Annotated in this window: 21 protein-coding genes and 1 riboswitch; of the genes, 11 read left to right on the top strand and 10 right to left on the bottom strand. The window is 54.9% G+C overall.

Going from position 1 to position 21,887, the window contains the following annotated elements; all coding sequences use genetic code 11:
* Window positions 1–9: 9 nt before the first annotated feature.
* The 7 genes from ftsL to leuO all read right to left on the bottom strand — a co-directional run bounded on the left by ftsL (window position 10) and on the right by leuO (window position 7,102).
* Entirely contained in the window at window positions 10–375 is a 366-nt protein-coding gene (gene ftsL, locus LBF07_RS14795; RefSeq protein WP_008501989.1) for a cell division protein FtsL, read from the bottom strand.
* Complete coding sequence (rsmH, locus tag LBF07_RS14790) at window positions 372–1,313, bottom strand: 16S rRNA (cytosine(1402)-N(4))-methyltransferase RsmH (RefSeq protein ID WP_021240527.1); 942 nt, start codon at window positions 1,311–1,313, stop codon at window positions 372–374. Before rsmH ends, ftsL begins: the two co-directional genes overlap by 4 nt.
* A 2-nt stretch (window positions 1,314–1,315) precedes the next feature.
* Window positions 1,316–1,774, bottom strand: coding sequence for a division/cell wall cluster transcriptional repressor MraZ (gene mraZ / locus LBF07_RS14785; RefSeq protein ID WP_021240528.1), 459 nt, complete (start codon window positions 1,772–1,774; stop codon window positions 1,316–1,318).
* A gap of 599 nt (window positions 1,775–2,373) precedes the next feature.
* Window positions 2,374–3,381 (bottom strand): catabolite repressor/activator, encoded by a 1,008-nt coding sequence (cra, locus tag LBF07_RS14780; protein WP_008501993.1) that lies wholly within the window; start codon window positions 3,379–3,381, stop codon window positions 2,374–2,376.
* 179 nt (window positions 3,382–3,560) lie between these two features.
* Complete coding sequence (gene ilvN, locus LBF07_RS14775) at window positions 3,561–4,052, bottom strand: acetolactate synthase small subunit (RefSeq protein ID WP_023310389.1); 492 nt, start codon at window positions 4,050–4,052, stop codon at window positions 3,561–3,563.
* A gap of 1 nt (window position 4,053) precedes the next feature.
* The gene (gene ilvI / locus LBF07_RS14770; RefSeq protein WP_029741224.1) at window positions 4,054–5,778 is read right to left on the bottom strand and encodes an acetolactate synthase 3 large subunit; all 1,725 of its coding nucleotides are present in this window, start codon (window positions 5,776–5,778) and stop codon (window positions 4,054–4,056) included.
* A gap of 379 nt (window positions 5,779–6,157) precedes the next feature.
* Window positions 6,158–7,102 carry a transcriptional regulator LeuO gene (leuO, locus tag LBF07_RS14765; RefSeq protein ID WP_206461981.1) on the bottom strand — a complete coding sequence of 315 codons (945 nt, stop codon included), beginning with the start codon at window positions 7,100–7,102 and terminating at the stop codon, window positions 6,158–6,160.
* A gap of 605 nt (window positions 7,103–7,707) precedes the next feature.
* On the opposite strand from leuO, the gene leuL reads away from it, so the two are divergent.
* The 7 genes from leuL to LBF07_RS14730 all read left to right on the top strand — a co-directional run bounded on the left by leuL (window position 7,708) and on the right by LBF07_RS14730 (window position 14,308).
* The gene (gene leuL, locus LBF07_RS24740) at window positions 7,708–7,794 is read left to right on the top strand and encodes a leu operon leader peptide (RefSeq protein WP_071786497.1); all 87 of its coding nucleotides are present in this window, start codon (window positions 7,708–7,710) and stop codon (window positions 7,792–7,794) included.
* A 91-nt stretch (window positions 7,795–7,885) separates the two neighbouring features.
* Window positions 7,886–9,457: a 2-isopropylmalate synthase gene (leuA, locus tag LBF07_RS14755; protein WP_029741222.1), complete on the top strand. Its 1,572-nt coding sequence runs from the start codon at window positions 7,886–7,888 to the stop codon at window positions 9,455–9,457.
* Window positions 9,457–10,548 (top strand): 3-isopropylmalate dehydrogenase, encoded by a 1,092-nt coding sequence (gene leuB / locus LBF07_RS14750; RefSeq protein ID WP_047060144.1) that lies wholly within the window; start codon window positions 9,457–9,459, stop codon window positions 10,546–10,548. Before leuA ends, leuB begins: the two co-directional genes overlap by 1 nt.
* Window positions 10,549–10,550: 2 nt before the next feature.
* The gene (gene leuC / locus LBF07_RS14745) at window positions 10,551–11,951 is read left to right on the top strand and encodes a 3-isopropylmalate dehydratase large subunit (RefSeq protein WP_033144624.1); all 1,401 of its coding nucleotides are present in this window, start codon (window positions 10,551–10,553) and stop codon (window positions 11,949–11,951) included.
* A gap of 10 nt (window positions 11,952–11,961) precedes the next feature.
* The gene (leuD, locus tag LBF07_RS14740; protein ID WP_039260825.1) at window positions 11,962–12,567 is read left to right on the top strand and encodes a 3-isopropylmalate dehydratase small subunit; all 606 of its coding nucleotides are present in this window, start codon (window positions 11,962–11,964) and stop codon (window positions 12,565–12,567) included.
* A 162-nt stretch (window positions 12,568–12,729) separates the two neighbouring features.
* The gene (locus LBF07_RS14735) at window positions 12,730–13,620 is read left to right on the top strand and encodes a cation diffusion facilitator family transporter (protein WP_094934513.1); all 891 of its coding nucleotides are present in this window, start codon (window positions 12,730–12,732) and stop codon (window positions 13,618–13,620) included.
* A gap of 106 nt (window positions 13,621–13,726) precedes the next feature.
* Window positions 13,727–14,308, top strand: a complete 582-nt coding sequence (locus LBF07_RS14730) for a cytochrome b/b6 domain-containing protein (RefSeq protein ID WP_094934512.1) — start codon at window positions 13,727–13,729, stop codon at window positions 14,306–14,308.
* A 48-nt stretch (window positions 14,309–14,356) separates the two neighbouring features.
* On the opposite strand, the gene LBF07_RS14725 is transcribed toward LBF07_RS14730, so the two are convergent.
* Both LBF07_RS14725 and sgrT read right to left on the bottom strand, forming a co-directional pair.
* Window positions 14,357–15,535 (bottom strand): sugar efflux transporter, encoded by a 1,179-nt coding sequence (locus LBF07_RS14725; protein ID WP_023310380.1) that lies wholly within the window; start codon window positions 15,533–15,535, stop codon window positions 14,357–14,359.
* 119 nt (window positions 15,536–15,654) lie between these two features.
* Window positions 15,655–15,807 carry a glucose uptake inhibitor SgrT gene (gene sgrT, locus LBF07_RS14720; protein WP_023334488.1) on the bottom strand — a complete coding sequence of 51 codons (153 nt, stop codon included), beginning with the start codon at window positions 15,805–15,807 and terminating at the stop codon, window positions 15,655–15,657.
* Between the two features lie 88 nt (window positions 15,808–15,895).
* Between sgrT and sgrR the strand changes: the two genes are divergently transcribed.
* From sgrR to thiQ, 4 genes are all read left to right on the top strand, one after another.
* On the top strand, window positions 15,896–17,551 hold the full coding sequence (gene sgrR, locus LBF07_RS14715) for an HTH-type transcriptional regulator SgrR (RefSeq protein WP_033144620.1): 1,656 nt from the start codon (window positions 15,896–15,898) through the stop codon (window positions 17,549–17,551).
* A 36-nt stretch (window positions 17,552–17,587) separates the two neighbouring features.
* Window positions 17,588–17,688, top strand: a riboswitch (TPP riboswitch).
* Window positions 17,689–17,719: 31 nt separating this feature from the next.
* Window positions 17,720–18,703: a thiamine ABC transporter substrate binding subunit gene (thiB, locus tag LBF07_RS14710; protein ID WP_047060150.1), complete on the top strand. Its 984-nt coding sequence runs from the start codon at window positions 17,720–17,722 to the stop codon at window positions 18,701–18,703.
* Window positions 18,679–20,289, top strand: coding sequence for a thiamine/thiamine pyrophosphate ABC transporter permease ThiP (gene thiP / locus LBF07_RS14705; RefSeq protein ID WP_094934511.1), 1,611 nt, complete (start codon window positions 18,679–18,681; stop codon window positions 20,287–20,289). Before thiB ends, thiP begins: the two co-directional genes overlap by 25 nt.
* On the top strand, window positions 20,273–20,974 hold the full coding sequence (gene thiQ, locus LBF07_RS14700; protein WP_058840531.1) for a thiamine ABC transporter ATP-binding protein ThiQ: 702 nt from the start codon (window positions 20,273–20,275) through the stop codon (window positions 20,972–20,974). Before thiP ends, thiQ begins: the two co-directional genes overlap by 17 nt.
* Window positions 20,975–21,005: 31 nt before the next feature.
* Here the strand turns inward: thiQ and LBF07_RS14695 are convergent, their stop codons facing one another.
* The gene (locus LBF07_RS14695; protein ID WP_023334483.1) at window positions 21,006–21,773 is read right to left on the bottom strand and encodes a DedA family protein; all 768 of its coding nucleotides are present in this window, start codon (window positions 21,771–21,773) and stop codon (window positions 21,006–21,008) included.
* Window positions 21,774–21,887: the final 114 nt, after the last annotated feature.

Genomic DNA, 21,887 nt, shown 5'->3' with positions numbered 1-21,887 from the left:
CGTTTTCCCTTATTTTTGTACTACGATATTTTCCTGCGAAGGATCAACATGCTGCAGCTGCAGCTTTTCCGTTGCGATCCGTTCAACCCGGCTGTGATCGCCGAGCGCGTTTTCTTCAAGGATCAGATTTCGCCATTCAATATCCAGCGCATCGCGTTCCAGTACCATCTGCTCGCGTTGCGCAGTCAATAAACGTGTATGGTGGGCGGTGGTCACCACCGTAACTGCCGTGACAATGATACAAATGAACAGACAGAGTGGCAGTTTCCCAAACCGCAAAAGATCGTCGCCGATCACGCCAGGCAAGGCATGGCGCTCGTTGCTTCCTAACGAATCCTTAACTTTGCTTAGGGTCTCTGTCACTCTGCCGATCATGCGTTCGTCCTCTCTGCAACACGCAGCACTGAACTACGGGCGCGTGGATTCTCTGCCACTTCTTCTTCGCCCGGCATCAACTTGCCTAATGCTCGCAACTGACGGCCACCCAGTTTCCTGAGTTGTTCTTCCGTCATCGGCAGCCCCGCTGGCACCTGTGGACCGCGGCTTTGCTCACGCATAAAGCGTTTCACAATACGGTCTTCCAGCGAATGGAAGCTGATGATGGATAACCGCCCACCCGGGGCCAGCACGTCGAGCGAGCTTTTTAGCGCCAGCTCTATTTCCTCCAGTTCACTGTTTACCCAGATGCGAACCGCCTGGAAGGTACGGGTCGCGGGATGTTTGTGCTTATCCTTCACCGGTGTCGCCGCCGCGATCACTTCGGCCAACTCTTTGGTGCGGGTCATGGGCTCAATGCGATTGCGCTCAACGATGGCGCGCGCAATACGTTTGCCAAAGCGCTCTTCGCCAAACGTTTTGATGACCCATGCAATATCTGCTTCGTCAGCGGTCTGTAACCACTCAGCGGCAGACTGACCGCGCGTCGGGTCCATACGCATGTCCAGCGGACCATCACGCATAAAGGAGAAACCACGTTCAGCGTCATCAAGCTGGGGTGAAGAGACGCCAAGATCGAGAAGAATCCCGTCGATCTTGCCCGTCAGGCCACGCTCGGCAACATAATCCGCGAGCGCAGAGAAAGGTCCATGCACGATGGAAAAGCGTGGGTCATTGATGGTTTGTGCAACGGCAATTGCCTGCGGATCGCGATCGATTGCCAGCAGACGTCCTTCCTCTCCAAGCTGGGAGAGAATCAAACGCGAGTGACCACCGCGACCAAACGTGCCATCAATGTAGATGCCATCCGGACGAATATTCAGACCGTTTACGGCCTCGTCCAGTAACACCGTTTTGTGTTTATAATTTTCCATCATATTTATAGAGACAAGTCCTGCAGCCGTTCCGATAATGTCGCGGAATCAGACTGCTCAGCGTCGATATCTTCCTTGACCTGTTGATACCAGGTCGTTTCATCCCACAGTTCAAACTTGTTGAACTGCCCGACCAGCATCACTTCTTTGGTCAGACCGGCATGTTGCCGCAACACAGGGGCAATCAGTAACCGCCCTGCGTTATCCATCTGACATTCACTGGCATGTCCCAATAACAGCCGCTGTACGCGGCGTTCCTGCGGGTTCATGCTCGACAGTCGCGACAGCTTTTGCTCAATAATTTCCCATTCAGGCAAGGGGTAAAGCAGCAGGCAGGGGGAGTTAATGTCAATGGTGCAAACCATTTGACCCGCAGCGTTCTCAATCAGCTGGTCGCGGTATCGGGTTGGTACCGATAAACGCCCTTTGCTGTCGAGATTGACTAACGTAGCTCCACGGAACATGCCAGTCTCACCCCTCCTCACCACTTTAACCCACAAATTCCCACCTAAAGGAGTTTACGGAGCGAGGGAAAAGCTTGTCAAGCCAGGACTCTCCCTATAAGGACCCGAAAGCCCTCTATTTACAGAGATAAACAGTCCTGGTTAATAACTGCACAACTGGCGAGGCAAAATTAACGTTATGAATATTTGTAAGAAAAAAACCGAATATGCACACTAGCGTTAAAGCTCACTCAATATCATCGCAGATAAATATAAAATGTCAGTTTGCGACGCGGGCAGCATTTTATGACAGATTCTCAGGGGATAACAGCGCCAGATTCATCCAAGTGCCCGGTAAGCGCGGAGGTTGCCACGTAAGCTGAAGCAGTAAGAGGAAAAACGTCTGAATATTCATCGACCGAAGAGGGTTTGTAACAAAATAATACAAAGATAGCTGTTTAAAATCGCCCGCATGTTCTTTAAAAGGACAATTTAAAAGCCAGAATGAATTAAAAAAATAGGCGATTACGATCCCGCAAGAATTATCCTAATTTCTCTCCGGGAATTATCTGCACGAATAATCACAGCAAAATGGGGCAGATTTCTCCGCCCCGGTCATTTCATTTTTGGCGGCTTAAAATTCCGCGATGGTAGAGATTACGTTTGATACGCGTCAGACCCGGCTTCGGTTTGCGCGGCTCATCCAGGCTTGCCAGCACAATCTCAAGCACGCGTTCAGCCACATCGCGGTGACGCTGTGCTACCGCCAGCACCGGGCACTGCAGGAAGTCGAGCAGCTCATTATCCCCGAACGTGGCAATCGCCAGGTCGGAGGGCAGTTTACCTTCACGACGCAAGGTCACATCCATGACACCCTGCAACAGCGCAAATGACGTGGTGAACAGCGCCTGAGGCATCGGATGCGTTTCCAGCCATTTCTCAAACAGCTGCGCTGCGGCTTCGCGTTCGTAGCTATTGGCATAGAGGTAGTGAACCTCGCGCGGATCGTCTTTCCAGGCGGTTCTGAATCCCTGCTCACGCAGGAAGCTCACGGAAAGCTCGGGCAACGCGCCAAGATACAGCACTGTTTCAGCGGGGAACGTTCTCAGCTCTGCGGCCAGCATTTCTGCATCATCCTGATCCGCACCCACGACGCTGGTGAAATGCTCGCGATCGAGCGCGCGGTCCAGCGCAACGATTGGGAACGGGTCGTTCGCCCAGCGCTGGTAGAACGGATGCTCTGGCGGCAAGGAGGTCGACACGATGATGGCATCCACCTGGCGCTGGAGCAGATGCTCAATGCAACGCATTTCGTTGTCGGGCTGGTCTTCCGAGCAGGCAATCAGCAATTGATAGCCGCGCTGGCGCGCCTGTCGTTCAAGATAGTTGGCGATACGGGTATAGCTGGTGTTTTCCAGGTCTGGGATCACCAGACCAATAGAGCGGGTACGCCCGGCACGCAGACCGGCTGCGACAGCATTCGGATGGTAGTTATGCTCACGAACCACCGCCATAACTTTTTCAACGGTCTTGTCGCTGACACGGTACTGCTTTGCTTTACCGTTAATCACATAGCTGGCCGTTGTTCGTGACACGCCGGCTAGCCGGGCGATTTCATCCAGTTTCACAATTGCCCCTTAAAAAAAGAAAAGAGTCCATGGCCCTGTCAAGGTTATGGTTAAATCTTTTAACATCTAAACGCAGAAAAGACTTCGCGGCAACCGCTTTTATCTGCGTTGTCGGCTGATTACGCAAAAAAAAGCCCGGCTTTGGTGACCGGGCAGAAAGAGGCGAACCTTTTTGGCAACTAACGCATGATTTTCTCGCCGCGTGACAGACCTACGACACCCGATCTCGCCACCTCGACAATTTTTGCGACGTCCCGCACGGACGCGAGGAAAGCATCCAGCTTGTCGCTTGTCCCGACCAGCTGCACAGTATAAAGAGAAGGCGTGACGTCGATAATTTGTCCGCGGAAAATATCCGCATTGCGTTTGACTTCATCACGCCCGTAGCCGCTGGCCTGGATTTTCACCAGCATGACCTCACGCTCAACGTAGGCCCCCTGCCCCAGCTCGCTCACGCGCAGTACGTCGACCAGCTTATGCAGCTGTTTTTCAATTTGCTCAAGCACTTTGGCATCGCCGACGGTTTGGATCGTCATGCGCGACAGCGTCGGGTCTTCCGTTGGGGCAACGGTCAGGCTTTCAATGTTATAACCGCGCTGCGCAAAAAGGCCAATGACGCGCGACAGTGCGCCAGACTCGTTTTCCAGTAAAACAGATAATATCCGGCGCATATCAGGTTCTCTCCGTTTTGCTTAACCACATTTCATCCATACCACCACCACGAATATGCATCGGATAAACGTGCTCGGTCCCATCAACAATCACATCCATAAAGACGAGGCGGTTGTTTTTAACGTGCTCAAGCGCTTGCGCGAGCTTCGTCTCCAGCTCAGCCGGATCGGTCACCCGCATGCCTACATGGCCGTAAGCTTCAGCAAGACGAACAAAATCCGGCAGCGATTTCATGTATGACTGAGAGTGGCGGCCAGAGTAGATCATATCCTGCCACTGCTTCACCATACCGAGATACCCGTTATTCAGGTTCAGCACCAGTACCGGCAGTTCATATTGCAGCGCGGTAGACAGCTCCTGAATGTTCATCTGAATACTGCCGTCCCCCGTCACGCAGACGACGGTTTCATTCGGCAGCGCCAGCTTCACGCCCAGCGCGGCAGGCAGACCAAAGCCCATAGTTCCCAAACCACCGGAGTTGATCCAGTGTCGCGGTTTATCAAACGGGTAATACAGGGCGGCAAACATCTGATGCTGCCCCACGTCTGAGGTCACGTACGCCTCACCTTTCGTCAGTCGCCACACCGCTTCAATGACCGCCTGCGGCTTAATATTTTCACTTTGCGTGTCATATTTCAGGCACTGACGCGCGCGCCACTGTTCAATCTGCTGCCACCAGTCGCGGATCTCATCCAGCGGCTGGGTTGCACTCTCCTGGGTCAGCAGATCCAGCATTTGCTCCAGAACCTGCCGGGCATCACCTACGATCGGCACATCAGCCGACACCGTTTTTGAAATTGACGTTGGATCGATATCAATGTGCAGCACGGTAGCGTTCGGGCAATACTTCGCCAGGTTGTTGGTGGTGCGGTCGTCAAAGCGCACGCCCACGGCAAAGATCACATCGGAATGATGCATCGTCATGTTGGCTTCATAGGTACCGTGCATACCCAGCATTCCCAGCGCCTGACGATGGGTGGCAGGGAACGCCCCCAGCCCCATCAGTGACGACGCAACGGGAAGGTTAAGCTTTTCAATCAGTTCACGAAGCTGGGCTTCACAGGCAGAGTTGATCGCCCCGCCACCGACATAGACCACCGGTTTTTTGGCTGCCAGAAGCGTTTGCAACGCTCGCTTGATCTGACCTTTATGCCCCTGCGTTGTGGGATTATAAGAGCGCATGCTGACCGATTCCGGCCAGACATAAGGCAGCTTGTTTGCAGGATTGAGAATATCTTTAGGCAGATCGACCACCACCGGTCCCGGGCGTCCGCTCGCCGCCAGCCAGAAGGCTTTTTTCAGTATGCCGGGAATGTCTTCTGTTTGCTTGACCAGGAAGCTGTGCTTCACAACGGGACGCGAAATCCCAACCATGTCGCACTCCTGAAACGCATCGTAGCCAATCAGTGAGGTTGCCACCTGCCCGGAGAGGATCACCAGCGGGATAGAGTCCATATAGGCCGTCGCAATCCCGGTAATGGCGTTTGTCGCGCCGGGGCCAGACGTGACTAACACCACGCCCACTTCACCCGTCGCACGTGCCAGGCCGTCAGCCATGTGTACCGCCGCCTGCTCGTGACGTACCAGAACATGGTCAATGCCCCCAACCGTATGCAGCGCATCATAAATATCGAGAACCGCACCGCCAGGGTAGCCGAACACTTGCTTTACGCCCTGATCGATCAGCGACCGAACGACCATTTCCGCGCCAGACAACATCTCCATGCTTTGCCTCCAGGCATTTTGTTATAGACGGACTGCCGAATTCATTTCCGCACCGTCTTACGATTGGGATGAACCAATCTTATATTTTGCAGAGTGTTCTTTACCTTAACCGCTCGTTATGAGGCAGGCAATTAGCAAACCCGGGGAGATAAACGGTGCGTAAAGCAGAAAAAGCAGCCGTTCACAGAAGATATGGTTAATTCCTCTGGGAATAGAGAGTGAGGTGATAAATCATCGCTGAAAAGCGCGAAAATGCAGGAAATCATCTATTTTTGCGTGCCGTAGAGCAGCCAAAAAAAAACATCACAGAACAAAATAGTAGTTATCTAAAAAAACTCAGGATAAATCACATAAACCGATGCGATTTATCCTGATGCGTTTACCGGCGACAGATGCCAACCAGCAACTCTTCCATCCACTGATGTCCTTTATCCCGGCCCGCTGCTTCATGCCAGGAAAGATAACAGGTACGGCTATTTAGCTTGAGCGGCAGAGGCAAAATTTGCAGATTTAAAGGGTCAGAAAACTCTTCTGCCAGCCAGCGCGGCGCAATTGCCACCAGCTGTGTCTGGGAAACCACGTTTAATACGCTGACCATGGCCATGCCCTGATAAGCCACGCTCGCCTGTTTATCCGCAGTGTCATACCACGGCAGGCTAAAAGAAGCATATCTGTCGAGCGCAACAACGGCGTGTTGCTCGTTATAAACATCGTTTTCTCGCAGCGGAGAATTCAGGCGCGGGTGTTTTTTACTGGCGACCAAAACCATTTCATCTTTAAACAGCGGCACGCAGGAAAATTCCGGACGACGGAACTCTTCATACCCCAGAACGAATTCGATCTCCTGATAGCGTAACTGATGTTCTGTGTTTTGATTCAGGGATGATTTAAAAACAAGATTGATATTGGGTGCGATCTCTTCAACTTTATTATAGATAATCGACGTTAAATAATTGTCTAAAGGGCTACAGACACAAAGATGGAATACGCGCTCGCTGCTTAAGGGTTCAAAGCCCGATCCCGGCAGCTCATTTTGGACCAGTTGCAACGCCTGGCGAATGGAGCCAAACAGCTGGAATGCGCGCGCCGTAGGCTGGATCCCCCTCCCGTAGCGAACAAATAATTCTTCGTTAAACATAAGCTTAAGCCTGGCAACGGCATTACTCACGGCAGGTTGTGACATCCCCAAGGTTTGGGCAGCGCGGGTGATATTCTGTTCCTGCATGACAGCATCAAACACCGTCAGAAGATTCAGATCCACCGTGCGTAACTGTGGTTTAATCCCATCAGTAGCTTGAGGTTGTTTAATATTATTTTCTGGCACTTCTGACTCCACTGTCACGCTACACCCCTTTGCCAACGTACGGTAATAATCCTGAAAAATATCATTTATCATGCAAATACGATCAGCGAAAGAGAATTATTTAAAATTCGGAATAAATAAAGACTGTATATTAACGAAAATTAATGAACAAAACTGATATGTTTGACTTTAGGATTTAAATGAAACCATAAATCAAACCAATATACAATTGCCGTCAGGTTAATGATGATTTAAGTATTATTAAACTGTTATTACTATCGCCCTACAGTTAGTTAACAACCTGTTATCTCTATTCGATTTCCAGCATTCCGGAAAAGATTCACTGCATTTATAAGTTTATGATATCAAATCTATTTAAACACAAAGCATCCTCATAAAACATTTCACTCATTTTTAAACATTTATATTTATTGGTTTCTGCAACTCTTTTCTCAAGTCCAAAATTAGACAATTAATCGGGTCAAAAAAGCTAAAACCAGCACAATTAGCTAAAGTGAATACCCGGTTGATTCCATCTGTCGGGCCCGTTTTCATCCTCAGGGGTTGACATGAACAACCGTATCCAGTACCACTAAAAGCATATTGAATTTAACGGAGCACGATTCATGACACGCACCATTCGTTTCACCGGTCTACTACTACTAAACGCATCCACTGTGCGCGGTAGACTGGCGGGCGAAATTCAGCGTTGAATCGTCACCAGTAAGACTAGAAACCCGCGCCACTGCGCGGGTTTTTTTATGCTCGTAGCAAGGCGCCCTAAGACTGACAAGGACCTAACCCATGAGCCAGCAAGTCATTATTTTCGATACAACTTTACGTGACGGTGAACAGGCATTACAGGCAAGCCTGAGTGTAAAAGAGAAACTGCAGATCGCGCTGGCTCTCGAACGTATGGGTGTTGACGTGATGGAGGTCGGTTTCCCTGTCTCTTCCCCGGGTGATTTCGAATCCGTACAGACCATTGCGCGCACCATTAAAAACAGCCGCGTCTGTGCCCTGGCGCGCTGCGTAGAGAAAGACATCGACGTCGCCGCCGAGTCGCTGAAGGTCGCCGAAGCGTTCCGTATCCACACCTTTATTGCTACCTCGCCTATGCACATCGCAACCAAGCTGCGCAGCACGCTGGATGAGGTGATTGAGCGCGCGGTCTACATGGTTAAACGCGCACGCAACTATACCGATGACGTTGAGTTCTCCTGTGAAGATGCGGGCCGTACGCCAATCGAAGACCTGGCGCGCGTTGTAGAAGCCGCCATCAACGCAGGCGCGAAAACCATCAACATCCCGGACACCGTCGGCTACACCATGCCGTTTGAGTTCTCCAACATCATCACCGGCCTGTATGACCGCGTGCCGAATATTGATAAAGCAATTATCTCCGTCCACACCCACGATGATTTGGGTCTGGCCGTAGGCAATGCCATCGCCGCCGTCCACGCTGGCGCGCGTCAGGTAGAAGGCGCGATGAACGGTATCGGCGAACGCGCGGGCAACTGTTCGCTGGAAGAAGTGATCATGGCGATCAAAGTGCGCAAAGACATCATGGACGTGCACACCCGCATTAATCACAACGAAATCTGGCGCACCAGCCAGACCGTCAGCCAGATTTGCAACATGCCCATTCCGGCTAACAAAGCGATTGTCGGTACCGGCGCCTTCGCGCACTCCTCCGGTATCCACCAGGATGGCGTCCTGAAGAATCGTGAAAACTACGAAATCATGACCCCGGAATCCATCGGCCTGAATCAAGTACAGCTGAACCTGACCTCCCGTTCCGGTCGCGCCGCGGTTAAACACCGTATGGAAGAGATGGGTTATAAGGACAGCGATTACAACATGGATCAGCTGTACGACGCGTTCCTGAAGCTGGCCGACAAAAAAGGTCAGGTGTTCGACTATGACCTGGAAGCGCTGGCCTTTATTAACAAGCAGCAGGAAGAGCCGGAGCACTTCCGTCTGGATTACTTCAACGTGCAGTCCGGCTCCAGCGACATCGCCACCGCCTCGGTCAAACTGGCCTGCGGCGATGAAATTAAAGCAGAGGCCGCTAACGGTAACGGCCCTGTCGATGCCATTTACCAGGCGATTAATCGCGTCACCGAGTACGACGTTGAGCTGGTGAAATATGACCTGACGGCCAAGGGCCACGGCAAAGATGCACTGGGTCAGGTCGACATTGTTGTTACCCACAATGGCCGCCGCTTCCATGGCGTGGGCCTGGCGACCGATATCGTTGAATCCTCCGCGAAAGCGATGGTGCATGTTCTGAACAACATCTGGCGCGCCGCCGAAGTCGAAAAAGAGTTGCAACGCAAAGCTCAGAATAAAGAGAACAACAAGGAAACCGTGTAATGTCGAAGAATTACCATATTGCTGTGTTGCCGGGCGACGGTATTGGTCCGGAAGTGATGGCACAGGCGCTGAAAGTACTGGAAGCCGTTCGCGCGCGTTTTGCTATGAAAATCACCACCAGCCACTACGACGTGGGCGGTATTGCGATTGATAACCACGGTACGCCGCTGCCAAAAGCGACCGTGGAAGGCTGCGAAAATGCCGATGCCGTGCTGTTTGGTTCCGTCGGTGGCCCGAAATGGGAACACCTGCCTCCGGCAGAGCAGCCTGAACGCGGCGCGCTGCTGCCGCTGCGTAAACATTTCAAACTGTTCAGCAACCTGCGTCCGGCGAAGCTGTATCAGGGTCTGGAAGAGTTCTGCCCGCTGCGTGCGGATATCGCCGCCAACGGTTTCGACATTCTGTGCGTGCGTGAACTGACCGGTGGGATCTATTTCGGTCAGCCAAAAGGACGCGAAGGCAGCGGACAACACGAGAAAGCGTTCGACACCGAGGTGTATCACCGTTTCGAAATCGAACGTATCGCCCACATCGCGTTCGAGTCGGCGCGCAAACGCCGCCATAAAGTGACCTCCATTGATAAAGCGAACGTGCTGCAGTCTTCCATTTTGTGGCGCGAGATCGTCAGTGAAGTCGCTAAGCAGTACCCGGACGTCGCGCTGTCGCACATGTACATCGACAACGCGACCATGCAGCTGATTAAAGATCCGTCCCAGTTTGACGTGCTGCTGTGCTCCAACCTGTTCGGCGATATCCTCTCTGACGAATGCGCGATGATCACCGGCTCGATGGGCATGCTGCCCTCTGCAAGCCTGAATGAAGAAGGCTTTGGTCTGTACGAGCCTGCGGGCGGCTCCGCGCCGGATATTGCCGGTAAAAATATTGCTAACCCGATTGCGCAGATCCTCTCCCTGGCACTGCTGCTGCGCTACAGCCTGGATGCAGGCGAGGCAGCAACCGCAATTGAAAACGCCATTAACCGGGCGTTAGAAGAAGGCGTCCGTACCGGCGATTTAGCACGCGGCACGGCGGCAGTCAGTACCGATGAAATGGGCGACATCATTGCCCGCTATGTCGCTGAAGGGGTGTGATCATGGCTAAGACGTTATATGAAAAGTTGTTTGATGCGCACGTTGTTTACGAGGCACCGAACGAAACCCCGCTGCTGTACATTGACCGTCATCTGGTACACGAAGTGACTTCTCCTCAGGCATTTGACGGCCTGCGCGCGCACAAGCGTCCGGTACGTCAGCCGGGTAAAACCTTCGCGACGATGGATCACAACGTTTCCACCCAGACCAAAGACATCAATGCCTCGGGTGAGATGGCGCGTATCCAGATGCAGGAGCTGATTAAGAACTGCAATGAATTTGGCGTTGAGCTGTACGACCTGAACCATCCGTATCAGGGCATCGTCCACGTGATGGGGCCTGAACAAGGGATCACCCTGCCGGGTATGACCATCGTCTGCGGGGACTCCCATACCGCGACCCACGGCGCGTTTGGCGCTCTGGCGTTCGGGATTGGCACTTCCGAGGTGGAACATGTGCTGGCAACGCAGACCCTGAAACAGGGCCGCGCCAAAACCATGAAGATTGAAGTGAAGGGTAAAGCCGCACCGGGTATTACCGCAAAAGACATCGTGCTGGCCATCATCGGTAAAACCGGCAGCGCAGGCGGCACCGGTCACGTTGTTGAGTTCTGCGGGGAAGCCATCCAGGCGCTGAGCATGGAGGGACGCATGACCCTGTGCAATATGGCGATTGAGATGGGCGCAAAAGCCGGTCTGGTCGCGCCGGACGAAACCACCTTCAACTACGTGAAGGGTCGTCTGCACGCGCCGAAAGGTCAGAATTTTGACGACGCGGTAGCGTACTGGAAAACCCTGAAAACCGACGATGGCGCAGCCTTTGACACTGTCGTCACGCTGCAGGCAGAAGAGATTGCGCCTCAGGTGACCTGGGGCACCAATCCGGGCCAGGTGATTTCCGTTAACGACAATATCCCGGACCCGGCATCCTTTACCGATCCGGTCGAGCGCGCCAGTGCGGAAAAAGCGCTGGCCTACATGGGGCTGAAGCCCGGCGTGCCGTTGACCGATGTCGCCATTGATAAAGTCTTTATCGGTTCCTGCACCAACTCCCGTATCGAAGATTTGCGTGCCGCCGCCGAGATTGCCAAAGGCCGCAAAGTGGCGCCAGGCGTTCAGGCGCTGGTGGTACCTGGCTCCGGCCCGGTGAAAGCCCAGGCGGAAGCCGAAGGTCTGGATAAGATCTTTATCGAAGCGGGCTTCGAGTGGCGTCTGCCCGGCTGCTCCATGTGTCTGGCCATGAACAACGATCGCCTGAATCCGGGCGAGCGCTGCGCCTCCACCAGCAACCGTAACTTTGAAGGCCGTCAGGGCCGCGGTGGGCGCACCCATCTGGTCAGCCCGGCAATGGCCGCCGCTGCGGCAGTCACCGGCCATTTCGCCGATATTCGCAGCCTGAAATAAGGAGACAATCATGGCAGAGAAATTTACCCAACATACGGGCCGGGTTGTCCCGCTGGACGCCGCTAACGTCGATACTGACGCTATTATTCCAAAACAGTTTCTGCAGAAAGTGACGCGTACCGGTTTCGGCGCACATCTGTTTAACGACTGGCGTTTCCTGGACGATAAGGGAGAAGTGCCTAATCCGGAATTCGTTCTGAACTTCCCGGAATATAAAGGCGCCTCCATTTTGCTGGCACGCGAAAACTTTGGCTGCGGCTCATCCCGTGAACACGCGCCGTGGGCGCTCACCGACTACGGTTTTAAAGTGGTCATTGCCCCAAGCTTCGCGGATATTTTTTACGGTAACAGCTTCAACAACCAGCTGCTGCCCGTCACGCTGAGCGATGAACAGGTCGATGAGTTGTTCGCGCTGGTTAAGGCGAATCCGGGCATTTCGTTTGAAGTGGATCTGGAAGCAGAAGTGGTGAAAGCCGGGGATAAGACCTACAGCTTCAGCATTGATGCGTTCCGCCGTCACTGCATGCTTAACGGTCTGGACAGCATTGGTTTAACTCTCCAGCACGACGCGGCGATTGCCGCTTACGAAAACAAACAACCTGCATTTATGAAATAACCCTCCGGCCTGCAGTCCATTCTGCAGGCCGCGTTTTATCCCGATACCCGCCTCCTTCTGTAAATACTTCCCAAACCCAGCCAATAATGACGTTATATTTAATGTCAATTTAATGTTTCCTGCGCAGAATAACCGCTCAATCAGCTGGCAGCGGAAATAATCATGGAAAAGAAAAATGGCAATGAGTCTCACATCCGTTCTCGGGAAATACATAAATGCACATTAGTAAGCGTGATAACAAATAGTTTACTCACCGCATTTCAGATACTTGCAGGGATATTCTCCGGCTCACAAGGTTTAATTGCTGATGGGATTCATTCTCTTTCCGATTTATCCTCCGACTTTGTCGTTCTGGTTGCGAATAAAAAGAGCCAGAAAGCCTCTGATATCGATCATCATTACGGTCATCTGCGTTTCGAAAACGGTGCAAAGCTCATTATTGGCGCTATTCTGCTGCTTGTGGGGGTAGGGATGCTCTGGTCCGCAGGCAATAAACTGCTTCACCCCGAGACGCATCAGCTGGTGAAAGGGGCCGCGCTGTGGGTGGCGATACTGGCGCTGGTGGTGAAGGAAAGCCTGTTCAGATACATGTTTGCCACGGGAAAACGTATTCAGTCCTCGCTGCTGATAGCCAATGCCTGGCATGCCCGTTCTGACGCAGCGTCGTCAGTGGTTGTCGCCATCGGCATTGCCGGGAATTTAGTGGGTTTTCACGCGATGGACCTCATTGCGGCCCTGATTGTCGGAGTATTCATCGCCCACATGGGTTACAAATTTTCTGCCGATGCCCTGCACGATCTGATGGACCGTTCGCTTGAGCCCGAGCTGGAGCACGACATCAAAACGTGTCTTCTCGCAACCGAGGGCGTCACCGGACTCCATGATTTAAAAACCCGCAAGATGGGTGATTTAGCCCTTGTCGATGTCCATCTTGAAGTGAACGGCGAATTAAGCGTAAAAGAAGGACATCAGATTGCCGTGAATGCCAGAAATAACGTGATGCAAAAATTCAATGTACTGAACGTGATGACGCATATTGATCCTGCCCGCTAACCGGAACGCATAAATACAGTGTGACGCAACCGACCGTTAAGGTTTCGTTAATTAATCTGCGTCACACTGCATCGCATCAGCTCTCTCATTATTGAGGTAAAAAGCGATGAAACCAACATTGCGCGATACGCTTCCCCATAAAGAAACGCCTTTTCTTCGCATACTGCACATTCTTGTGGCCTTACTGGTCCTCGCCCAGATTATCAATTCTAATTTCACCGAAAGTGAAGCCCTCCACGAATCCGGGCTGAACGGAATTTTCACCTGGATCCATGTTATCTCCGGATTTGGTTTAATTTTTTGTGGCATTGCCATGATGGCATGGATGTTAACCCAGCGCGGATTTAAGTATTACTTCGCCTGGCTGGCGCTGGATTTTCGCGGAATTGTTGACGATATTCGCACCCTCGCGCAGCGTCAGCTTCCTGACGCGCATGCCGGCGGTATGGCAGCAACGGTGCAAGGTCTGGGCGTGCTGGCGCTGCTGGGCGTTGCACTCTGCGGCGCGGCCTGGTTCATGCTGAACGCCACGCTCGGGCCGGTTTCGTCCGTCACGGAATCCGTCTTGGATTTGCATAAATTCCTGACGGTCTTTATTGAGACATATTTCTGGGCACACGGCTTCATGGGCCTCGTTCATATGTACCTGACGCTACGCGCGCAGCGTAAATATCAGTATTCAGAATAAAACGGTTCACAGAGCCCGGCGTTCCCGGGCTCCGTTTCGTTCATCCGATCACACGTCTTTTACGCGGCAGGTCAGCAGAAGCGTCACGACGGATAGCGCCGCAATCATCCAGTAGACAGACGCATGCCCGTAGCTTTGCGCCAGCGCCCCCTGAATCACGCCCGCCAGAATCACCCCGGTTGAAATGCTGTTGGTAAAAAGCGTGGTCGCCGAGCCGGCACGACCGGGCATGAGATCCTGAAACCAGAGCATGCCGATCCCGGCAACAATCCCAATAAACACGGCGTTAAACAGCTGCAGCGCCAGCAACGCTTCCCGCGAATGGAAAAGGATCAGCCCCGCGTAGAACAGCACCCCGGCCGCCACGGCGACAATCATCATCCTGCGCTTTCCAAAGCGCTTAACGTAGTAACCCGCCAGAATCATTGCCGGAATTTCCAGCCCGGCGGCAGTTCCCATCAAGATCCCCGCAAGCTTGTCCGGCAGGCCCAGATCGCTGCTGATCCACAGCGGCATATCGATGATGTACATGGTGTTGCAGGTCCACATCAGCGTGGAGGCAATAAACAGCATGCGGACGTTTTTGTCCTGCCAGCCGCTCACCTCGGTGACAGGTTTATCCGTCGTCTGTTCGACGCGCGCCACGGACGGCAGCGCGAAGGCAATCAGCGCCAGGCTGATGACAAAAATCCCGGCGGCGATGGAAAACATGGTGGTAAAGCCGTAGTTCAACGCCAGCATAAAGGCCAGCGGCGGGCCAATGACCCACGCCAGCGAAAGCTGGGCGCGCATCACCGAGCTGAACATCACCACTTCACGCGCCGAGTTATCCGCGTATTCACGGGCCAGCGCGAACAGCTGCGGCATGGCGGTGTTCGCCAGCGACGCCAGCAGCACGCCGCAGGTAATAAGCGTCAGATAATGACGGTTGAAGGCAAAGAGCAGCGCGTTGCCCACGGCCATGGCGCAGCAAAAGAGGATCAGCCTGCGGCGATCGCCCTGGCTGTCCGATCGTTTCGCCAGCGCGAGGCTGACCAGGATCCCGGCAATGGCGTTAACGGTGTAAAACAGGCCGACCCAAAACGGCTGCGCCCCCACCTCACGGCTGAGAAACAGGCTCAGCGTCGGCGCCTGCAGCGCCCCCGCCACGCCCATCATAAAGGCCACCAGCATAAAAGCGGCATACACGCCGTTAAGGCGTCGCCCCATCGTCATCAACCAGAGCATGCGCAAGTCCTTGTGAAAGCGAATCGAAATTGGGTGAATAGTAAACGAAAAAAGCCAGCAAAAACATTTTGCTGGCGGGTGATAAGCACCAATACTCAGTCACACATGATCGAGGCGAGTTAGCGGGAAGAGGTCGGTGTTGTAACGTCCCACTGCATCAATTCTTCTAACGTTTTCAGCCGTTGCTCTGCACACCGGCGGGCCAGCCAGGACGATCCTTTTGTCGCTGAAAAGTACTGCTGATAAAACTGACGTGCGGTAGACCTCTTCATAATTTACCTCCTCGCTTCATCGGGGAGAATTATTGGCCTAATATAGGGATAAATAAATTGCTGGTTTTTTGTCAGGAGTTCCCCTTTTATGCCTTCCGGTCGTCTGCAACAACAGTTTATCCGCCTCTGGCAGTGCTGCGAGGGGCAATCGCAGGAGACTACGCTCAACGAGCTGGCTGACCTGCTTAGCTGCTCCCGCCGCCATATGCGCACGCTGCTCAACACCATGCAGCAGCAGGGCTGGTTAAGCTGGGAAGCGGAGGCGGGACGCGGCAAACGTTCGCGGCTGACCTTCCTCTATACCGGGCTGGCGCTGCAGCAGCAGCGCGCGGAAGATCTGCTCGAGCAGGACCGCATCGATCAGCTGGTCCAGCTGGTGGGCGACAAAGCCGCCGTGCGCCAGATGCTGGTTTCCCATCTCGGGCGCAGCTTTCGTCAGGGCCGCCACATTCTGCGAGTGCTCTATTACCGTCCGATGAAAAATCTGTTGCCCGGCACGGCCTTACGCCGCTCAGAAACCCACATGGCCCGGCAAATCTTCAGCGGCCTGACGCGGATAAATGAGGAAAACGGGGAACTGGAGGCGGATATCGCGCACCACTGGCAGCAGCTTTCCCCGCGCCACTGGCGCTTCTTTTTACGCCCCGGCATCCACTTTCACCACGGCCGCGAGCTGGAAATGCACGACGTCATCGCCTCTCTGGAACGAGCCCGCAGGCTACCGCTCTACTCGCATATCTCCCGCATCCACTCCCCCACGGCCTGGACGCTGGATATTGAGCTGTCGCAGCAGGATAAGTGGCTTCCCTGGCTGCTGGGCTACGTGCCGTCGATGATTTTGCCCGGCGAGTGGGAATCAATGAACAATTTTGCCAGCCTGCCGATTGGCACCGGGCCCTACTCCGTGTCCCGCAATAACAGCAACCAGCTGAAAATCCGCGCGTTCGACGACTACTTTGGCTATCGGGCGCTGATCGACGAAGTGAACGTCTGGGTATTGCCGGATCTCAATGAAGACCTGAGCTGCGGGCTGACCCTGGAAGGCCCCACCACGGGAGAAAAAGCCGTGGAGAGTCGCCTCGAGGAAGGGTGTTACTATCTCCTGTTTGACCGCCGCACCCACCGTGGGGCAAACCAGGCCGTCCGCAAGTGGGTTAGCCACGTTTTGTCCCCTTCCAATCTGATTTACCATGCGGAAGAGCAGTACCAGACATACTGGTTCCCGGCGTACGGCCTGCTTCCGCGCTGGCACCACGCCCGCCCGGTGCACTGCGACAAACCCGCAGGGCTGGAGTCCATCACCCTGACCTACTACCGCGAACACGTGGAGCATCGTTTTATCGCCAGAATCATGACCCGGCTGCTGGCAGCCGAGGGGGTCACGTTAGAGGTCAGGGAAGTGGACTATGACGAATGGCATCAGGGGGAGATCGCCAGTGATATCTGGCTCAACAGCGCCAACTTTACCCTGCCGCTCGATTTTTCCCTTTTCTCGCATCTGTATGAAGTCCCGCTGATCCAGCACTGCATCGACCGTGACTGGCAGCAGGATGCCGCCCTGTGGCGCGCGGGCGAAATGAATCTTGCAGCGTGGTGCCAGCAGCTTCTGGCCGAGCAGGCGATCGTACCCTTGATCCACCACTGGCTGATGATCCAGGGCCAGCGCAGCATGCGCGGCCTGCGGATGAACACCCTGGGCTGGTTTGATTTTAAATCCGCCTGGTTTGCGCCGCCGGAGCCATAACGCTTTCGTAATATTCACCAAATCATTACAATAGCGCCGTTCTCAACGGGGTGCTGCATCACAGATGTGCGCTGAGATAATACCCGTCGAACCTGATCCGGATAACGCCGGCGAAGGGATTTGAGGCTGTCTCTCAAAATCCTTTGCCACTCAACTTTGAGGTGCAAAGTGTTAAAAAAAGTTCTCCCCCTGCTGGCGCTGTTTGCGCTGCCTGCTTTTGCGAAGCCCGTCCTGACGGTCTACACCTATGACTCCTTCTCTGCCGACTGGGGCCCTGGCCCGGTGGTTAAAAAAGCCTTCGAAGCTGACTGTAACTGCGAGCTGAAGTTCGTGGCGCTGGAAGATGGCGTATCGCTGCTCAACCGTCTGCGCATGGAAGGGAAAAACAGCAAGGCCGACGTGGTGCTCGGGCTGGATAACAACCTGCTGGAAGCCGCCTCGCAAACCAAACTGTTTGCCAAAAGCGGCGTAGCGGCAGAGGCCGTTAACGTGCCGGGCGGCTGGAAAAACGACACCTTTGTGCCGTTCGACTATGGCTACTTTGCTTTTGTTTACGACAAAAATAAGCTGAAAAACCCGCCGAAGAGCCTGAAAGAGCTGGTTGAGAGTGACCAGAAATGGCGCGTGATTTATGAAGATCCGCGCACCAGTACGCCAGGCCTGGGCCTGCTGCTGTGGATGCAAAAGGTTTACGGGGATAAAGCGCCGGAGGCGTGGCAGAAACTGGCCGCCAAAACCGTCACCGTCACCAAAGGCTGGAGCGAAGCCTATGGCCTGTTCCTGAAAGGTGAAAGCGATCTGGTGCTGAGCTACACCACCTCTCCGGCCTACCACATCATCGCCGAGAAGAAAGATAACTATGCTGCCGCTGATTTTGCTGAAGGGCACTATCTGCAGGTGGAAGTCGCCGCGCGTACCGCCGCCAGCAAGCAGCCGGAGCTGGCCGAGAAGTTCCTGAAATTTATGGTTTCACCGGCGTTCCAGAATGCGATTCCCGCAGGCAACTGGATGTATCCGGTCACGAACGTTGCGCTGCCCGCAGGTTTCGAGCAGCTGACCAAACCAAAAACCTCGCTGGAGTTTACGCCGCAGCAGGTCGCCGCGCAGCGTGCAGCATGGGTAAGTGAATGGCAACGCGCCGTCAGCCGTTGATTCCCGGCTGGTTACTTCCCGGGCTGCTCGCCGCCACAGTGATGGTGGCGGTCAGCCTGGGGGCTTTTCTTGCACTGTGGTTCAACGCGCCAGAGAGCGACCTGCTCGCCCTCTGGCACGACAGCTACCTCTGGCACGTTATCCGTTTCTCCTTCTGGCAGGCGTCGCTCTCAGCCCTGCTGTCGGTGCTCCCGGCTATTTTTCTGGCGCGCGCCCTGTATCGGCGCCGTTTTCCCGGCAGGCTGGCACTGCTGCGCCTGTGCGCCATGACGCTGATCCTGCCCGTGCTGGTGGCGGTATTTGGGATCCTCAGCGTTTACGGTCGTCAGGGCTGGCTGGCTTCGCTGTTCGGCCAGCTTGGTCTGGAATGGTCATTCTCTCCTTACGGACTGCAGGGCATTCTGCTCGCACACGTGTTTTTCAATATGCCGATGGCAACGCGCCTCTTTTTGCAGGCGCTGGAGAACATTCCCGGCGAGCAGCGCCAGATTGCCGCCCAGCTCGGCATGCGCGGCGTGTCGTTCTTCCGCTTTGTCGAATGGCCATGGCTGCGCCGCCAGCTCCCGCCCGTCGCGGCGTTAATCTTTATGCTCTGCTTTGCCAGCTTTGCCACCGTGCTGTCGCTCGGCGGCGGGCCGCAGGCCACCACCATTGAGCTGGCGATTTACCAGGCGCTGAGTTACGACTACGATCCCGGTCGCGCCGCGCTGCTGGCGATGGTGCAGATGGCGTGCTGCCTTGTGCTGGTGCTGCTGAGCCAGCGGCTGAGTAAAGCCATTCCTGCTGGCAGTAATCAAATAACCGGCTGGCGCGATCCGCAGGACAGCCTGCACAGCCGCGTTACCGATTTTATCCTGATCGCGCTGGCGCTCCTGCTTCTGCTGCCGCCGCTAATGGCCGTTATCGTTGACGGACTGAACCTCAATCTCATCTCCGTCCTGCAACAGCCCGTCCTCTGGCAGGCGACATGGACCTCGCTGCGTATCGCGCTGGCGGCAGGGTTACTGTGCGTCGTGCTAACCATGATGCTGCTGTGGAGCAGCCGTGAACTCTATGCCCGGCAGGCCCAAAAGGCCGGGCAGACGCTGGAGCTGACAGGGATGCTGATTCTGGCGATGCCGGGCATCGTACTGGCGACGGGCTTCTTTTTACTGTTCAACAGCACCATCGGCCTGCCGGAAAGGGCCGACGGCATTGTGATTTTCACCAACGCCCTGATGGCCATTCCTTACGCGCTCAAAGTGCTGGAAAACCCGATGCGCGACGTCAACAGCCGCTACGGTTTGCTGTGCCAGTCGCTGGGCATGCAGGGCTGGCAGCGGCTGAAGGTGGTGGAACTCCGCGCGCTGAAACGTCCGCTGGCGCAGGCGCTGGCGTTTGCCTGCGTGCTGTCGATTGGGGATTTTGGCGTGGTGGCGCTTTTCGGCAATGACGATTTCCGCACGCTGCCATACTGGCTCTATCAGCAAATCGGCTCTTACCGCAGTCAGGACGGCGCGGTCACCGCGCTGTTACTGCTGCTGCTGTGCTTTGCCTTATTTACCGTTATCGAAAAACTTCCGGGGCGTGATGTTAAAACTGACTGATGTAACCTGGCTTTACCAGCATCTGCCGATGCGCTTCACGCTCTCCGTGCGCCAGGGGGAGATGATCGCCGTGCTTGGCCCAAGCGGCGCGGGAAAAAGCACGCTGCTTAATCTGATTGCGGGTTTTCTGCAGCCGGCAAGCGGCGCGATCGTCATTAACAATCAAGATCATACCCACACGCCGCCCGCGAAACGTCCGGTCTCAATGCTGTTTCAGGAAAACAACCTGTTTACCCATCTGACGGTGCGGCAAAACATCGCGCTGGGGATGCATCCGGGACTCAGGCTGAACGATGCCCAGCGCCAGAAGCTGGAGATCATTGCCGCCCAGATGGGGATCAACGAGTTCATCGACAGGCTGCCGGGCGAGCTTTCCGGCGGCCAGCGTCAGCGCGTGGCGCTGGCGCGATGTCTTGTCCGCGAGCAGCCGATCCTGCTGCTGGATGAGCCGTTCTCGGCGCTCGATCCCGCGCTGCGCCTGGAGATGCTCGCCCTGGTGCAGGACGTCTGTCAGCGCCAGCAGCTGACGATGCTGATGGTTTCACACAGTATTGAGGATGCTGCCCGCATCGCCCCGCGATCGGTGGTGATTGCCGAAGGGCGTATTTTGTGGGATGGAAAAACAGAAGAACTGCTGAGCGGTAAGGCGGGGGCGTCTTCACTGTTGGGCATTCGTGCCGTCTGATGCCCTCTCCCACAGGGAGAGGGAAAAGTCCTTAACGGCTGACCACTTTCAATAAAATCTCGCCGTACACCGGCATCAGCGGGTGACGAATCAGCGCGACCAGCGCCACCACGGCCACACCCAGCGTCAGCGGGGCCAGCCACAAAAGGCGAGAGCGCGGAAGATAGCGCGTCAGGCGATCGACGCTGGCTTTCGCGCTGCGCCACAGCCGCCAGCAGAGCCATGCCGCCAGCCACAGCAGCACAGCCGTGCCCAGCAGCAGCCACTTAAACTCACCGCTTTGCATACCGTCGGGGATATCGATGGCCGCGCCGGCCAGGATCCCCGGCAGGAAGTAGAACGGCGGCCAGAAGACGCAGCCGATAATGTTCGGCACCACGAATTTCGCGACGGGCAGATCCAGCATCCCCGCCACCATCGGCACCAGCGGACGCGTTGGCCCGACAAAGCGGCCGACGAGGATGGTAAACATGCTGTGCTGATGCAGCGCATGCTCGGTTTTATCCAGCAGGGCTTTGTTCTTTTTCATGAACGACCAGCGGTGCAGCGGCTTCTTAAAGCGCCAGCCCAGCCAGAAGGAGATCCAGTCGCCGAGCAGGCAGCCGATAATCCCGGCCAGCCACGCCTGCCAGAAATTAACCTCGCCGCTGCCAATCAGCGCCCCAAGCCCTGCCATCATCACGGTGCCGGGCAGGATCAGCCCAACCAGCGCCAGCGATTCCAGAAACGCCACCAGCGCCACGGCGATGAGCGAGTACATAACGGACTGGGTAATAAAGTGTTCCAGCAATGCCTGCATAACTATTCCGGTCAGAAAACGAATCAGCGATTCTGCTTAGCGCCCCGCACCGCGTCAAGGCAACAATTGTCTGAATAGTTTACAGGTTGCTTTCTGCATTCACCTGTTTGTTTA

The sequence above is a fragment of the Enterobacter cloacae complex sp. ECL352 genome (assembly GCF_020149545.1).
GTDB lineage: Bacteria > Pseudomonadota > Gammaproteobacteria > Enterobacterales > Enterobacteriaceae > Enterobacter > Enterobacter asburiae_B.
The sequence above is the reverse complement of the archived record's forward strand: the minus strand, read 5'-3'. Positions and strand labels throughout refer to the sequence as shown.

What these genes read in the sequence shown, in the direction of transcription:
- leuD (WP_039260825.1), top strand. Translation starts at nt 11,962, where the DNA reads ATGGCAGAGAAATTTACCCAACATACGGGCCGGGTTGTCCCGCTGGAC.
- LBF07_RS14735 (WP_094934513.1), top strand. Translation starts at nt 12,730, where the DNA reads ATGGAAAAGAAAAATGGCAATGAGTCTCACATCCGTTCTCGGGAAATA.
- rsmH (WP_021240527.1), bottom strand. Translation starts at nt 1,313, where the DNA reads ATGATGGAAAATTATAAACACAAAACGGTGTTACTGGACGAGGCCGTA.
- sgrR (WP_033144620.1), top strand. Translation starts at nt 15,896, where the DNA reads ATGCCTTCCGGTCGTCTGCAACAACAGTTTATCCGCCTCTGGCAGTGC.
- leuC (WP_033144624.1), top strand. Translation starts at nt 10,551, where the DNA reads ATGGCTAAGACGTTATATGAAAAGTTGTTTGATGCGCACGTTGTTTAC.
- sgrT (WP_023334488.1), bottom strand. Translation starts at nt 15,807, where the DNA reads ATGAAGAGGTCTACCGCACGTCAGTTTTATCAGCAGTACTTTTCAGCG.
- LBF07_RS14725 (WP_023310380.1), bottom strand. Translation starts at nt 15,535, where the DNA reads ATGCTCTGGTTGATGACGATGGGGCGACGCCTTAACGGCGTGTATGCC.
- LBF07_RS14695 (WP_023334483.1), bottom strand. Translation starts at nt 21,773, where the DNA reads ATGCAGGCATTGCTGGAACACTTTATTACCCAGTCCGTTATGTACTCG.
- leuA (WP_029741222.1), top strand. Translation starts at nt 7,886, where the DNA reads ATGAGCCAGCAAGTCATTATTTTCGATACAACTTTACGTGACGGTGAA.
- LBF07_RS14730 (WP_094934512.1), top strand. Translation starts at nt 13,727, where the DNA reads ATGAAACCAACATTGCGCGATACGCTTCCCCATAAAGAAACGCCTTTT.
- ilvI (WP_029741224.1), bottom strand. Translation starts at nt 5,778, where the DNA reads ATGGAGATGTTGTCTGGCGCGGAAATGGTCGTTCGGTCGCTGATCGAT.
- mraZ (WP_021240528.1), bottom strand. Translation starts at nt 1,774, where the DNA reads ATGTTCCGTGGAGCTACGTTAGTCAATCTCGACAGCAAAGGGCGTTTA.
- leuB (WP_047060144.1), top strand. Translation starts at nt 9,457, where the DNA reads ATGTCGAAGAATTACCATATTGCTGTGTTGCCGGGCGACGGTATTGGT.
- ftsL (WP_008501989.1), bottom strand. Translation starts at nt 375, where the DNA reads ATGATCGGCAGAGTGACAGAGACCCTAAGCAAAGTTAAGGATTCGTTA.
- thiP (WP_094934511.1), top strand. Translation starts at nt 18,679, where the DNA reads ATGGCAACGCGCCGTCAGCCGTTGATTCCCGGCTGGTTACTTCCCGGG.
- ilvN (WP_023310389.1), bottom strand. Translation starts at nt 4,052, where the DNA reads ATGCGCCGGATATTATCTGTTTTACTGGAAAACGAGTCTGGCGCACTG.
- leuL (WP_071786497.1), top strand. Translation starts at nt 7,708, where the DNA reads ATGACACGCACCATTCGTTTCACCGGTCTACTACTACTAAACGCATCC.
- thiQ (WP_058840531.1), top strand. Translation starts at nt 20,273, where the DNA reads ATGTTAAAACTGACTGATGTAACCTGGCTTTACCAGCATCTGCCGATG.